Below are 13,829 nucleotides of genomic sequence, written 5' to 3' on the forward strand. Positions count from 1 at the left end.
GCGAAGCCGGTCATGTCGGGGAGCATCACGTCCAGCACGACCAGGTCGGGGCGTTCCCTGGCGACCGCGGCCAGGGCCTCGGCGCCGGTCGCGGCGGAGACCACCTTGAAGCCGACGAACCGCAGCGAGGCGGAGAGCAGCTCGCGGATGTTGGGTTCGTCGTCGACGACCAGCAGGCTGGCCTCGGGCGTGTCCATGGCGTTCTCCTGGCCTGCGGGGGCGGTGCGGTCGTACGGTGCGGCGCGGGCGGGTCCGCGCGGGGGCCTGCTGCCGCACCGTACGGCCTGTTGCTGTGAAGGCCGGACGGGTCAGTCCCGCCGTCAGTTCCCGCCGGTGCCGCCGCCCGCGCCGCCACCGCCGAAGCCGCCGAATCCCCCGAACCCGCCGAAGCCGCCGGCCGAGCCCTGGGTGACGGTGGTCGCGGCGATGTCGCCGTTGGACTTCTGGTCGCCGCGGATGGTCACGCTCTGGCCCGGCTGCAGGTCGGAGACCTTGCCGTCCTTGTTCTCGGTGACCTTGGTGGACGAGCCGGTGGTCACCTTGACGATGTTGCCCTGGGCGTCGGTCACGTAGATCGTGTCGCCGTCGACGAGCTTGACGGTGCCCATGGTCACGCCCGAGCCGCCGGCTCCGCCGGGCGCCCCGGTGCCTGCGCCGGTGCCCGTTCCCGTCCCGGCGCCCGCGCCCGTGCGGCCCGTGCCCGTGCCGCCGAAGCCGCCACCGCCGCCGTAGCTCCGGCCGGAACCGGTGCCGGTCCCGGTGCGGCCGCCGGCCGCTGCGGCGAACGCCGCGGCCCGGCCGCTGCCGCCGCCCGACGTGCCGTGCAGATGGTTCTTCTCCACCAGCGCACCGCCCGCGAAGGCGCCGGCGGCCACCACGCACGCCGCGAGCACCAGCGTCACCCACGGCAGCTTCCGCCGCGGCGGCGCGGCCAGTTCCGCCGTGATGTCCCGGGTGTCCGGCGGTACGGCCAGGACGTCCTCGGGCCGCTCGGCGGGCTCCCCGAGGGGCCCCTGCATGATCTCGCCGGGTCCTTCGAAGATCTCGATCGTGGCGGGTTCTGGGACCAGCAGATCCGTGTCGGCGGCTGCCTTGACCAGCTCGCCTCGGCGTCGCGCCATCTCCGCTTCTCCCTTGGCTGTGTGCGTACGGATGGTGTGCCTGTGCTGCGTGGAACGCATGTCGGTCGGGGGTCTCACTCGTGCCGCAGGGCCTCGATGGGCCGCAGGCTCGCCGCTCGGTTGGCCGGGTAGCTGCCGAAGAACAGCCCGATGGCGACCGCGATCACGAACGCGCCGACCACCGACTCCGGGATGACCACCGGTTTGATGCCGACGATCGTGAACCGCGAGCCGATCAGCCCGCCGATCACCCCGAGCCCGCCGCCGACCAGCGACAGCAGCGTCGACTCGGCGAGGAACTGGCCGAGGATGACGCCCTTGGGGGCGCCGATCGCCTTGCGGATGCCGATCTCCCGGGTCCGCTCGGTGACGGTGACGAGCATGATGTTGGTGATGCCGATCCCGCCGACCAGCAGCGAGATCGCGGCGACCGCGCCGAGCAGGACGGTGAACGTCTTGTTCGTCGAGGCCTGCGTGTCCAGCAGGGACGCCTGGCTGCTCACCCGGAAGTCCAGCGCGCTGGAGTCCTTGATGCCGTGCTGGGACATCAGCACGGTCGTGATCTCGTTCTGCGCGGGCGTGGTGGCGTCGGCGGACTTCGCCTCGACCAGGATCTGGCTGACCGGGCCGAAGCCGGTGAAGGCGTTCTGCACGGTCGGCAGCGGCGCGATCACCGTGTCGTCCGGGTCCTGGAAGCCGGTGCCGCCCTTGGTGTCGAGCACGCCGACCACGGTGAACGGCGTGCCGCCGATGACGATCTTCCTGCCGACCGGGCTCGCCGTGCCGAACAGGTCGGTGGCCGTGGTCGAGCCGATCACCGCCACCTTGCGGGAGTTGAGCACGTCGTCGGCGCTGAAGTAGTCGCCCTTGGCGACCTTGCTGTTGGACGCCTTGAAGTACGCCGGGTAGGTGCCGACGACCTGGTTCACGCTGTGCGAGGTGCCGTCGTAGAGCGCGGTCTGCGACGTGGTGACCTCCGGGGCCACCGACTCGACGTCCGGCGCGGACGCAGGGTCGGCCAGCGCCCGGGCGTCGTCCACCGTCAGCGGCTTGGTGCTGGTCGCGGCGGAGCTGCCGCCGAAACCGCCGCCGGAGCTCACGGTCAGCGCGTTCGTGCCGAGCTTCTCGATGGAGTCCTTGACCGCCTGCGACGAGCCGTTGCCGACCGCCAGCAGGATGATCACCGCGGCCACGCCGATGAGCACGCCGAGCATGGTCAGCCCCGAGCGGACCTTGTTCGCCGCGAGCCCGCCGACGGCGAAGCGCAGGGTCTCGAAGGGGTTCATGGTCAGGAGCCTCCGCTCGTCAGGGCGTGCGGGGCGTGGGCCGCGAACACCGCGGGATCGCGCAGCGCGGGCGGCGGGCCGTCGACCGGCGCCTGCCGGACGTCGGCGACGACCTGGCCGTCGACCAGCCGCAGCACCCGCTTGGCGTGCCGGGCGACCTCGTCCTCGTGTGTGATCAGCACGACGGTGCGGCCCGACGCGTTCAGCCGGTCGATGATGGCCAGCACGTCCTCCGTGCTGTGGCTGTCGAGGTTGCCGGTCGGCTCGTCGGCGAGCAGCATCGCCGGCGCGGTGACCAGGGCGCGGGCCACGGCCACACGCTGCTGCTGGCCGCCGGACAGCTCGTTGGGACGGTGGTCCACACGGTCGGCGAGACCGACCAGCGACAGCGCGGCCAGCGCCCGCCGCCGCCGCTCGGCGGCCTTCACCCCGGCGTAGGCGAGCGGGAGTTCCACCTGCGCCAGCGCGGGGGTGCGCGGCACCAGGTTGAACGACTGGAAGACGAACCCGATCTTGCGGTTGCGGACCAGGGAGAGCTGGTGCTCGTCCAGGCCGCCGACGTCGATGCCGTCGAGCAGGTAGCGGCCGTCCGAGGGGACGTCCAGGCAGCCGAGGATGTTCATCAGGGTGGACTTGCCGGAGCCGGAGCTGCCCATCACCGCGACCATGTCGCCCTGCTCGACCACCAGGTCCACGCCCGGCGAGACCCCGGTGACCGGGTCGGGCGGGCCGCCGAGCGCGCGGACGGCGGCGTCGCCGTGCCCGTACGTCTTCAGCAGCGACCGCACCTCGATCACCGGGGACGGACCCCAGAGGTTCTCCTCCTCCACCGGGGCGGCGGCCCCGTCCGGGCCGGCGGCCCGGTGGGCCCCCGTCCGGACGCGGCCGAGCCGCCCGCTCAGGAGCTGCCTCATCGGCGGGCACCCCCGCCGGCGCTGGTGCCGCGGAAGCCGCCGGCGCCCGTTCCGCCGAACCGTCCGCTGCCGCCGCCGAGGCCGCCGGGGAACGCGCCGCTCGGGAAGCCGCCGTTGCTCGACGAGGCGACCTGCGGGATCTGCACCTGCTGACCTTCGGTGAGGCCGCTGGTGATCTGGTCCGCGGAGTCGCCCTCGACGCCGACGGTGACGTTGGTGCGGGTGGTCGAGCCGTCCGTGCCGACGACCAGGACCGTGCGGTTGGTGCCGGTGCCGGAGACCGCGGCGGTCGGCACGCTCAGCGCGCCCGACGCCTCGCCGGTGACGACCTGGATGCTCGCGCTCAGACCGGTCCGCAGGTTCGCGGTGCTGCTGGTGATGGTCAGCGTGGCCTCGTACTGCACGGCGCTGCCCGACGAACTGCCGCCGCCGCCCGAGCCGGAGGAACTGCTCACCGGCAGCGAACTGATCGACAGCACCTTGGCGTTGAGCGATGTGCCGGACTCGGCGTTCAGCGTGACGGTGGCCGCCTGGCCGGCCTTGATCTTCAGCGCGTCGGTCTCCGAGAAGTCCGCCTTGACCTGCATCCCCGACGGGTTGGTCAGCACGACGAACCCGCTCGGCGTGGAGCCGGAGGACGCCGAGGAGCTGCCCGAGGAGCCGGAGCCGCCGGACGAGCCGGAGCCGGAGCCCGAGGACGAGCCGCTGCCGGACGTGCCGGAGACCGTGTCGCCCTTCGCGGAGGCGACCGAGGCGACCGTGCCGGACACCGGAGCGGTCAGCACGCAGCCGTCCACCGCGCGCTGCGCCGCGTCCACCGCGTTCTGCGCCTGCGTCAGCTGCGCCTGAGCCTGCGCGAGTTGCGCCGGGTCGACGGTGGGCGTGGGCGTGGGGGTGGGCGTCGCGGCGACCTGGCCGCGGCCGGACGAGCCGCTGGACGACGAGCCGCTGCCGGAGCCGGTGGACGCGGGCAGTTCGCCCTCCTCCACCTTCGTCAGGTTCGCCTGCGCGGCCTCCAGCGACGCCTCGTCCTGCTGCAGCGTCTCCTTCGCCTGCGTCGGGTCGACCTTCGCGAGCACCTCGCCCTTCGTCACCGTGTCGCCCGGCTTGACGTCGACCTCGGTGAGGGTGCCGCCGGTGGTGAAGTTCAGTCCGGCGTCGCTCGGGGAGGACAGCGACCCGGACCCGGACACCGTGGCGAGCACCGTGCCCTTGGTGACGGTCGCCACCCGGGCGGTTCCGGCGCCCGTCGAGGAGTTGCCGTCGCCGCTGTGGACGGCCGCGTAGGCACCGCCGGCGCCCGCGAGGACCACCACGCCGAGCACCGAGTTGATCAGGGCGGCCCTGCGCCGCCGTGGAAGCACCTTCATGCGCGCATACTCGCCGCCCACGCCTTTGAACCCCTGGGAGAACCCTGGGAGTTCGCTGGGAGCCGGGAGCCCCGCCGGAGCGGCGCAGGTCGGGGCGATCCGGAATCCTCCCGGCGAAACGGCGCGGATTCCGGTGTCCGGCCGGTGGCCGAGGGTGGTGTTTCCCCGGGAACTCACAGGCCGGTCCCCGACAGTCCCCACGTGCGTGCGGTTCAGTCCCATGCGTCGCCTGTGTGTCCGCCGTGTCCCACGCGGGCGTGACCTGCCGCCACCTGTCCGCGCCGCGCCCGCGGCGCCCTTCCAGAGGAGACCTTCGGACATGACCTGGAACCCCACCCGGCCTTCCGCCGCGCGGCGCGCGGGCGTCTCCGTCGCCGCGCTCGCCGCGTCGGGGGCGCTGCTGCTGACCGCCTGCTCGTCCTCGTCGTCCGGCACGTCCGCCGACGCCAAGCCGTCTGGCTCGGCGTCCGGCTCGCCCGCGGCGTCCGGGAACAACGGGACCCAGGCGATGGAGGCGTACCGGCAGTGCCTGCAGCAGCACGGCGTCAACCTGCCGACGTTCCAGCGCCGTTCTCCCGGCGCCGGGCGGCCCAGCGGGGCCCCGAGCGGCCGGCCCGGCGGCGCCGGCGGGCGCGGCTACGGCGGCTTCCCGGGCTTCGGCGGGGCGTCCCCGGACGCGGCCACGCAGAAGGCCCTGGACGCGTGCAAGTCGCTGCGGCCGCAGTTCAACGGACAGGGGCGCGGGGGCAACGGGAACAGCAGTGCCTTCCAGGCGTTCGCGAGCTGTCTGAAGGACCACGGCGTGGCGCTGGCCACCCCGTCGCCCGGGGCGACCAACCGCGGCGGCGGCTTCGGCGCGCTGCGCGGCCTGAACACCTCCGACCCCAAGACCGCCAAGGCCTACGACACCTGCAAGGCGCTCCTCCCGCAGCGCCCGTCCGGGGCCCCCACGACCAGCCCCTCCGCCACCGTCTGAACCCCCCTCCGGCCGCCCTCCCGCCCGGCCGAGGACACCGGCCGGGGGGAGCCCGGAGGCGAGCGGGCGGCATAAAAGGTAAGAAAGGAAGGTGACCAGGCGGCGCAGGCGTCGGAGCGAGCGCGCCGACCGCGACGGCCCGGCCTCTCGCGAGTACGGCGGCGTGCGCTCGCTGCTGAACGTACGCAGCCTGGCCGGCAGGGTCTTCCTGCTGGAGATCGTGATCGTCCTGCTGCTCATCGGCATCGGGGCGACCGCGCTGGTCCTCCAGTCGGAGACCGCCAACACCAACGACGCGCGCCGTGTCACCCGCGCCGTCGCGGAGTCCTTCGCGCACTCCCCCGGCATGGTGGACGCCATCAACAGCCCCGACCCGTCCAAAGTGCTGCAGCCGGAGACCGAGACCATCCGGGCGACCACCGGCGTCGACGCGGTCAACGTCTTCAACAACTCCAGCGTCCAGCTCACCTCCCCGGACCCCACCCGGATCGGCCAGGTGTACCACCAGCCGGAGTACGTCCGGACGAACGTCATCCCGCAGCTCCTGCAGGGACACACCGTCACCTTCACCCTCCACGAGCCCGGCTACTCGGCCATCGCCACCGCCGTGCCCGTCTTCGCCCCCGACGGGACCGCCGAGGGCGTCGTCTCGGTGAACATCACCGTCCAGCGGGTCAACAGCGTCGGCGGCAACCTCCCGCTGCTGCTCGGCGGCGCGGCTGCCGCCGTCGCGCTGGCCGCCGCCGGTACCGCCCTGGTCTCACGGCGCCTGCTGCGGCAGACCCGCGGCCTCGGGCCCGAGGACATCACCCGGATGTACGAACACCACGACGCGGTGCTGCACGCGGTCCGCGAGGGCGTGGTGGTGATCGGCACCGACGACCGGCTGATCCTCGCCAACGACGAGGCCAGGCGGGTGCTGGGCCTGCCGGCCGGCGTCGAGCGCAAACCGGTCTCCGAGCTGGGCCTGGACCCCGGCACCGTCGCGCTGCTGACCTCGGACGACATGGTCACCGACGCCGTGCACCGGGCCGGTGACCGGATGCTGGTGGTCAACAAGCGGCCCACCGCCCCCTACGGCGGCCTCCCCGGCAGCGTGGTGACGCTGCGGGACTCCACCGAGCTGTACGCGCTGACCGGCCGCGTCGAGGTCGCCCGCCAGCGGCTGCAGCTCCTCTACGACGCCGGAGTCGGCATCGGCACCACGCTCGACATGGGCGTCACCTCGCAGGAACTGGCCCAGGTCGCCGTCCCCCGGTTCGCCGACATCGTCTCCGTCGATCTGATCGAGGCGGTGACCCGCGGCGAGGAGCCCGACGCCGGCGGGCGGCGGCTGCGGCGCACCGCGCTGGCCGGCGACACCGTGGGCTCGCCGCTGCACCCGGTCGGCTCCGCCCTCACCCTGGAGGCGGCGACCCCGCAGGCGCAGTCCCTGGAGACCGGCCGCCCGTTCCTCGTCGACGACCTGGCCGCGAGCCAGGACTGGCGGGCGCTGGACCCGGTCGGCGCGACGCAGATCGTCGACCAGGGGGTCCACTCCCTGCTCGCGGTGCCGCTGCGGGCGCGCGGCGTGGTGCTCGGGCTGGCCGGATTCTGGCGGGCCGAGGGATCGCCGCCGTTCGACCCCGACGACGTGTCGTTCGCCGAGGAACTGGCCGCGCGCGCCGCCGTCAGCATCGACAACGCCCGCCGCTACACACGCGAGCACAGCATGGCGATGAGCCTGCAGCGCAGCCTGCTGCCCAGCACCCTGCCCGAGCACACCGCCCTCGACGTGGCCTTCCGCTACCTGCCCGCGCACGCCGGGGTCGGCGGCGACTGGTTCGACGTGATCGCCCTGCCCGGATTCCGCACCGCGCTGGTCGTCGGCGACGTCGTCGGCCACGGGATCACCGCCGCCGTCGCGATGGGCCGGCTGCGGACCGCCGTGCACAACTTCTCCGCCCTCGACCTGCCCCCCGAGGAGGTGCTCGGCCGGCTGGACGAACTGGTCACCCGGCTGGACAGCGAGGCCAGCGGCACCGAGATCACCGGCTCGACCTGCCTGTACGCGGTCTACGACCCGGTCGCCGGCCGGTGCGCGATCGCGCTGGCCGGCCACCCCGGCCCGGCCCTGGTGTCCCCGGACGGCACCGTCGAGTTCCCCGACGTCCCGGTGTCGCTGCCGCTGGGCGTCGGGGGGCATCCGGTGCGGACCACGGAGCTCTCCCTGCGGGAGGGCTCCAAGCTCGTGCTCTTCACCAACGGGCTGGTGGAGAACCGCGAGCAGGACCTGGGAGCCGGCCTCAGCCGGCTGCGGCACGTCCTCGCCGAGGACACCACGCGCAGCCCCGACGAGATCTGCCAGGCCGTGACCGCCGAGATGCTGGCGTCCCGGCCGGCCGACGACGTGGCGCTGCTGGTGGCCAGGACCCACCTGCTGGAGCGGGAGCAGATCGCCGAATGGGACGTCGAGCCGGTGCCCTCCGCGGTCTCGCCGATCCGCGCCGCCTGCGGCCGCAAGCTGACCGAATGGGGCCTGGAGGACATCGGCTTCACCACCGAGCTCATCCTCAGCGAGCTGATCACCAACGCGATCCGGCACGGCAGCCCGCCGATCAAGGTGCGCCTGCTGCGCGCCAGCACGCTGGTGTGCGAGGTGTCCGACGGCAGCAGCACCTCTCCCCACCTGCGCTGGGCCGCCACCACCGACGAGGGGGGCCGCGGCATCTTCCTGGTCTCCCAGCTCGCCCACCGCTGGGGCACGCGCTACACCCCCGGCGGCAAGGTCATCTGGTCCGAGCAGCTCCTGCACTCCGGTCCGGACGGGCCCGGACCCGATCTGGGTCCCGGCCTGGGGCCGGACCTCGCGGACACCCTGCTGGAGGCGGAGGACCTGTGAGGGCGGATCCGTGCCGCGGGCCTCACCAGGCGAAGGCCTCCGGGGAGGGCCCGGGGCCCGGGAAGATCTCGTCGAGGCCGGCCAGCAGCTCCTCCGGCAGCTTCAGGTCCGCGGCCCGCAGCGCCGACGCGAGGTGCCCGGCGGTGCGCGGGCCGACGATCGGGCCGGACACCCCCGGCCGCGTGAGCAGCCAGGCCAGCGCGACCTCGCCCGGCTCCAGCCCGTGCTCGGCGCACAGGTCCTCGTACGCCTGCACCCGGGCGCGGACCGCCGGGTCGGCCAGCCCGCGCGCGGAGCGGCCGGTGGAGGTCCGGGAACCGCCGCCCTCGCGCTCCTTGCGCAGCGCCCCGCCCAGCAGGCCCTGGTGCAGCGGCGACCACGGGATCACGCCCATGCCGTACTCCCGCGCAGCCGGAAGGACGTCCATCTCGGCGCGCCGCTCGGCCAGGTTGTACAGGCACTGCTCGCTGACCAGGCCGAGCATGCCGTGCCGGGCGGCGGCCTCGTTGGCCTGCGCGAGGTGCCAGCCGGCGAAGTTGCTGGAGGCCGCGTAGAGGATCTTGCCCTGCCGGACGAGGACGTCGACCGCCTGCCAGATCTCGTCCCACGGGGTCGCCCGGTCGATGTGGTGGAACTGGTAGACGTCGATGTGGTCGGTGTTCAGCCGGCGCAGGCTCGCCTCGACCTCGCGGCGGATGTTGAGCGCGCTGAGCTTGTCGTGGTTGGGCCAGGACTGCTCGTACCAGGGGCGGCCGTCGTTGGTGACGTTGCCGTAGAGCTTGGTGGCCAGCACGACCTTGTCGCGGCGGCCGCCGCCCTGCGCGAACCAGCGGCCGAGGATCTCCTCGGTGAGCCCCTTGTGCTCGTCGCGGCCGTAGATGTTGGCCGTGTCGAAGAAGTTGACGCCCGCGGCGAGGGCCGCGTCCATGAGGGAGTGGCTGGTGGGCTCGTCGGTCTCGGCGCCGAAGTTCATCGTGCCGAGGACGAGTCGTGAGGTGCTGAGGCCGGTGCGGCCGAGCTGGGTGTACTCCATGGCGTTCAGCGAACACCTTGGAGTGCGCTCGATGGCAAGGGCTCCTGCCGCCCCGGGCGCGCGGGCGCGCGTGCGGGCCGCCCGGCTGACGGGCGCTCAGCCCCGCCGCCGGGCGGGGAGGTCAGGGGGCCAGGCGGTAGCCGCGGGGGGTGAGCTGGTGGCGCACGTGGCTGGTCGTCGAGACGAGTTCGAGCAGTGTCACCCGCTGGCCGGGGGTGAGGTCACCCGCGAGGTCCTTGTCGTGGACGTGTGCCCGCAGCATCAGCTCGTAGCTGTCCAGTGCCGTCATGCCGGGCACGGCGTGCAGCAGGGCCGACACGGGGATCGCGGCGGCCTCCTCGTCGGAAGCCGCGCGGCGCAGGGCCCTGCACAGGCCCACCGTCCCCTCCGCGGCCACTTCGCTGAGGACCAGGGCCCGCCGGTGCCGGGCCTCTTCCGTCGATGACGTCGTCATCGGACCACCTCGTTCGGACGATGTTGTCCGCTCCAAGAATCGAGCGTACGCCCGGTGTACGGAGTGCCCAATCGTGTGCGGAGCGTGACGACCAGGGCACCCCGGGTCGCCCGCAATCGCCGGTTTGCCCGTCAAGGGTCGGGTTATCCGTCCGGTATGAGTCATTCGCGCGAGACGGATGTCCAGTCCGGCCCTGGCATCGCCGGCCGGCGGCGACGGAGGTGAGCCACCGTGGCGCAGGTGAACGGGAAAGTCAACGGCCACGTCGACGGTCACAGGGCCGGCGAGCGCTCGGTCGGCACCTTGGTGAAACAGGGCACGGAACAGCTGTCCACGCTGGTCCGCCAGGAGATGAAACTCGCCCAGGCCGAACTGACCAAGAAGGGCAAGAAGGCGGGGATCGGCGGCGGCCTCTTCGGCGCCGCGGCCCTGCTGGCCTTCTTCGGCCTCGCGGCGCTCATCACGGCGGCGATCGTGGCGATCGCCATCCCGCTGCCGCTGTGGGCGTCGGCCCTCATCGTGGGCGGCGGCCTGCTGCTGTTCGCCGGGCTGCTGGCCCTCGCCGGCCGGTCCCAGGTCAAACGGGCCGTGCCGCCGACACCCGATGAGGCGGTCGACAGCATGAAGGACGACCTGGCGACGATCAAGGAAAGGGCGAAGCGATGAGCCGTGCCGAGCACCGCACCGATCCGACGCTGGCCGAACTGGAACGGCAGATCGCCGAAACCCGCGAGCAACTCGGCCAGACTGTCGAGGAGTTGGCCGCCAAGGCCGACGTGCCGAGCCGGGCCAAGGCCAAGGCGGCGGAGACGATGTCCCGCTTTCGGCTGGGCGCGCACCGGGCCGAGGACCGGACGAAGGAGGCGGCCGCACAGGCTGCCGACCGGGTGAAGCAGACCACCGGCCGCGGGGACCACCGCGGCGGCCACGGCCGCCACGCGGGCGGCGGCAAGGGCCCGGACGAGATCACCGGAGCGGCCGCGGCGGCCGTCGCCGAGGACGGTTCCGGAGCCCATCTGGCAGGCGGCGCACCGGGGGCCGCCGAACCCGAGGTCGTCGCCGTCAGCAGGACGCACGACCGGGAGCGGATGGCCTACGGCGCCGCCGCGATCGGCCTGACCGCGGCCACCGCGGGAGCGGTCGTCTGGGCCGCCCGGCACCCGTGACGGCCGGGTGCCGCCGGGCACCCTGACGCCGGGCCGTTGCGGCCGTCAGGCGGCCGGAGGACGGCCGCGGGTGCCGCGCGGGCCGGCGCCGTCCCCTGTCGTCGGCAAGCCCGTCGCGCCTACGCTGGGCTCTCATGAGCGCCGACCCGCCGATCCTCACCGTCAGGCCCGAACCCGGGGCGTACGCCTGGACGTTCGGCGGCGCCCCGCCGATCGCCCGGATCACGCCAGGCACCGTGCTCGACCTCTACACCGAGGACTGCTTCGCCGGGCGAGTGCGCTCGGACAAGGACCTGGTCTCCGAGGTCTGCGAGTTCCCGTTCCTCAATCCGCAGACCGGGCCCTTCCATGTCGAGGGCGCCGAGCCGGGCGACACCGTCGCGGTGCACTTCGTCTCGGTCGAACCCGCCCGGGACTGGGCCGCGTCCACCACCGTGCCGCTGTTCGGCGCGCTGACCTCCACCCACACCACGGCCACCCTGCAGCCGCCGCTGCCCGAGGTGGTGTGGATGTGGGAACTGGACCGCGAACGCCGGACCTGCGCGTTCACCACGCGTGAGGGCGGCCTGCGCATCGAGCTGCCGATGGACCCGATGCACGGCACCGTCGGGGTCGCCCCGGCCAACCTCGAGGTGCGCTCGGCCCTGGTGCCCGACGCGCACGGCGGCAACATGGACACCCCCGAGATGCGCGCCGGCACCACCTGCTACCTGGGCGTCAACGTCGAGGGCGCGCTGCTCAGCCTCGGCGACGGGCACGCCCGCCAGGGCGAGGGCGAGACCTGCGGGGTCGCGGTGGAGTGCGCGATGAACACCGTCGTGATCGTCGAACTCCTCAAGGGCGTCGCCACGCCCTGGCCGCGCCTGGAGTCCGACACCCACATCATCACCACGGGTTCGGCCCGGCCGCTCGAGGACGCGTTCCGGATCGCCCAGCTCGACATGGTCCGCTGGCTGGAACGGGACTACGGGCTCGCTGAACTCGACGCCTACCAGTTCCTCACGCAGGCCGGGGAGTCGCCGCTGGCCAACGTGTGCGACACCAACTACACGGCAGTGTCGAAGATCCGCAAGGACTGGCTGCCGCCCGGCACTCCGCACCGCGACCTGCACCGCCACCTGCGTGCGACCGCGGCCGCGCTCACCGGCTGAACGCCCCGCGGCGGCACGCGCCGGGCGACGGGATACCGTCGGGACGTGACGACCTTCAGCGAGAACCACGCCGAACTGCCGGGCGCCACCGGCCCGTACGCCACCACCGAGGCCGACCCGCGTGACGTGGGCCGGGTGCGTACCGAGTACGCCCCCGCGCACGACGGCGACCCGGACCCCGGCGAGATCGTGTGGACCTGGGTGCCCTTCGAGGAACACGACGGACGCGGCAAGGACCGGCCCGTCCTGGTGGTGGCGCGCGAGCCCGGAGGCACCGTGCTCGCCGTCCGGTTGTCGAGCAAGCGGCACGACCACGACCGGGAGTGGGTCGCGATCGGCGCGGGCCCGTGGGACCGCGAGGGCCGCGACTCCTGGGTGGACGTCGACCGGGTGATGCGGCTGCACGAGCAGGGCATGCGGCGCGAGGCGTGCGCGCTGGACCGCGGGCGGTTCAACCTGGTGGTCAACCGCCTCAAGGAGCTGTACGGCTGGTCGTGAGACGCGGCGACCGGTGACGTGCCCGGGTGGGCGGGTCACCGGTCGCGGGGCGTTCGGCGGACGGCCCGCCGGCGCCGTCAGGCGTCGGCGGAGTCCTTGTCCTCCGCGGCGGCCTCGGCCTTGTCCCCGGCCTTGTCGTCGGCCTTCTCTGCCGTCTTGTCCTCAGACCCGTCCGCGTCCTCGGCGGTCACGGCCGTGCTGTCGGCCTCGGCCTGGGGCTCTTCGGCCTCGGGCTTCTCGTCCTCGAAACGGGCGTCCAGGACGGCGTCGAGCTCGGCGGTCCACGCCTTGAGCTCGGACCGCGAGGAGGCCTCCACGTCGCACTGGAACCAGCGGCGGGTGGACGTGTAGACGGTCACACCGAAGCGCTTGCCGAAGCGCGGCGTGTCGATCTCCACCGCGCCGATCTCGTCCCAGCCGAACTCGGCGGTCTCCTCGTCCAGCGTGAAGGTGACGCCGTGGCGGTCGGCGACGATCCCGGCGCGGCGGTCGGACGCCTCGAAGACGGGCTTGCCGTCGTCGGCGTCCTCGTCGTCCGCACGGTCGTCCTGGCCGAGCGCGTCGTCCGGGGTGCTCGCGGTGTCCTCCGCGGCCGCGTCGTCGCCGGACTCGGCGGCTTCGGGCTGGGCGGATTCGGGCTGGGATTCGGGCTGGGCCTCCGGTTCCGGAGCCTCGGCGGCGGGCTTCCGCGCGGCCGACCCCTTCAGGGCGGCCGGGATCGCGTCCTCGGCCGCGTTCGTGCTCCCGGGCTTCCCGGGCTCGCCGGCCTGCGGCGGGACGAGGCCGGGGAAGAAGGCCGGGTCCGTCCCGGCGGCGGGCGTCGTCGGTGTCACGTTCTGACCTATGGGCTGCTCCACGGCCGTCAGTATGGCCGACGAAGCTGTGGCGGCAACCGTCGTAAGGCGACGGGTCCGCGTCCGATACCGAGTTGTGCCGTTTCTCGGGCCCTCAGCGCGTCAGCTTCCGTTCTGGATACCCC

At 73.5% G+C, this 13,829-nt stretch carries 14 protein-coding genes; 6 read left to right on the top strand and 8 right to left on the bottom strand.

Going from position 1 to position 13,829, the window contains the following annotated elements:
* The 5 genes from K7862_RS29555 to K7862_RS29575 all read right to left on the bottom strand — a co-directional run.
* Positions 1-197 (bottom strand): response regulator (locus K7862_RS29555; protein WP_222967806.1); only part of this gene is annotated, 197 nt, incomplete at its 3' end.
* 123 nt (positions 198-320) lie between these two features.
* Positions 321-1,121: a DUF5666 domain-containing protein gene (locus K7862_RS29560; RefSeq protein ID WP_222967808.1), complete on the bottom strand. Its 801-nt coding sequence runs from the start codon at positions 1,119-1,121 to the stop codon at positions 321-323.
* Positions 1,122-1,195: 74 nt separating this feature from the next.
* Positions 1,196-2,407 carry an ABC transporter permease gene (locus tag K7862_RS29565; protein WP_222967810.1) on the bottom strand — a complete coding sequence of 404 codons (1,212 nt, stop codon included), beginning with the start codon at positions 2,405-2,407 and terminating at the stop codon, positions 1,196-1,198.
* A 2-nt stretch (positions 2,408-2,409) separates the two neighbouring features.
* Complete coding sequence (locus tag K7862_RS29570; protein WP_222967812.1) at positions 2,410-3,321, bottom strand: ABC transporter ATP-binding protein; 912 nt, start codon at positions 3,319-3,321, stop codon at positions 2,410-2,412.
* Positions 3,318-4,691 carry an efflux RND transporter periplasmic adaptor subunit gene (locus K7862_RS29575; protein ID WP_222967814.1) on the bottom strand — a complete coding sequence of 458 codons (1,374 nt, stop codon included), beginning with the start codon at positions 4,689-4,691 and terminating at the stop codon, positions 3,318-3,320. The genes K7862_RS29570 and K7862_RS29575 overlap by 4 nt, the downstream gene beginning before the upstream one ends.
* A 319-nt stretch (positions 4,692-5,010) precedes the next feature.
* Between K7862_RS29575 and K7862_RS29580 the strand changes: the two genes are divergently transcribed.
* Positions 5,011-5,667 (top strand): hypothetical protein, encoded by a 657-nt coding sequence (locus K7862_RS29580; protein ID WP_222967815.1) that lies wholly within the window; start codon positions 5,011-5,013, stop codon positions 5,665-5,667.
* 91 nt (positions 5,668-5,758) lie between these two features.
* A complete protein-coding gene (locus tag K7862_RS29585) occupies positions 5,759-8,548 on the top strand; it encodes a SpoIIE family protein phosphatase (RefSeq protein ID WP_308012256.1) in 2,790 nt (929 codons plus the stop codon).
* A 22-nt stretch (positions 8,549-8,570) separates the two neighbouring features.
* On the opposite strand, the gene K7862_RS29590 is transcribed toward K7862_RS29585, so the two are convergent.
* Positions 8,571-9,581 (bottom strand): aldo/keto reductase, encoded by a 1,011-nt coding sequence (locus K7862_RS29590; RefSeq protein ID WP_222967816.1) that lies wholly within the window; start codon positions 9,579-9,581, stop codon positions 8,571-8,573.
* Positions 9,582-9,702: 121 nt separating this feature from the next.
* Positions 9,703-10,035, bottom strand: coding sequence for a hypothetical protein (locus K7862_RS29595; RefSeq protein ID WP_222967817.1), 333 nt, complete (start codon positions 10,033-10,035; stop codon positions 9,703-9,705).
* A 240-nt stretch (positions 10,036-10,275) separates the two neighbouring features.
* On the opposite strand from K7862_RS29595, the gene K7862_RS29600 reads away from it, so the two are divergent.
* The 4 genes from K7862_RS29600 (at position 10,276) to K7862_RS29615 (ending at position 12,850) form a co-directional block, all read left to right on the top strand.
* Positions 10,276-10,701, top strand: coding sequence for a phage holin family protein (locus K7862_RS29600; protein WP_222967818.1), 426 nt, complete (start codon positions 10,276-10,278; stop codon positions 10,699-10,701).
* Entirely contained in the window at positions 10,698-11,201 is a 504-nt protein-coding gene (locus K7862_RS37920) for a DUF3618 domain-containing protein (protein ID WP_262414020.1), read from the top strand. The genes K7862_RS29600 and K7862_RS37920 overlap by 4 nt, the downstream gene beginning before the upstream one ends.
* A 134-nt stretch (positions 11,202-11,335) precedes the next feature.
* Positions 11,336-12,352: an acetamidase/formamidase family protein gene (locus K7862_RS29610; RefSeq protein ID WP_222967819.1), complete on the top strand. Its 1,017-nt coding sequence runs from the start codon at positions 11,336-11,338 to the stop codon at positions 12,350-12,352.
* 75 nt (positions 12,353-12,427) lie between these two features.
* Positions 12,428-12,850, top strand: a complete 423-nt coding sequence (locus K7862_RS29615; protein ID WP_262414029.1) for a type II toxin-antitoxin system PemK/MazF family toxin — start codon at positions 12,428-12,430, stop codon at positions 12,848-12,850.
* A gap of 77 nt (positions 12,851-12,927) precedes the next feature.
* On the opposite strand, the gene K7862_RS29620 is transcribed toward K7862_RS29615, so the two are convergent.
* The gene (locus tag K7862_RS29620) at positions 12,928-13,707 is read right to left on the bottom strand and encodes a hypothetical protein (protein WP_222967822.1); all 780 of its coding nucleotides are present in this window, start codon (positions 13,705-13,707) and stop codon (positions 12,928-12,930) included.
* Positions 13,708-13,829 lie beyond the last annotated feature (122 nt).

This window comes from Actinacidiphila acidipaludis (genome assembly GCF_019890725.1).
In the GTDB taxonomy this organism is placed as follows: Bacteria; Actinomycetota; Actinomycetes; order Streptomycetales; family Streptomycetaceae; genus Actinacidiphila; species Actinacidiphila acidipaludis.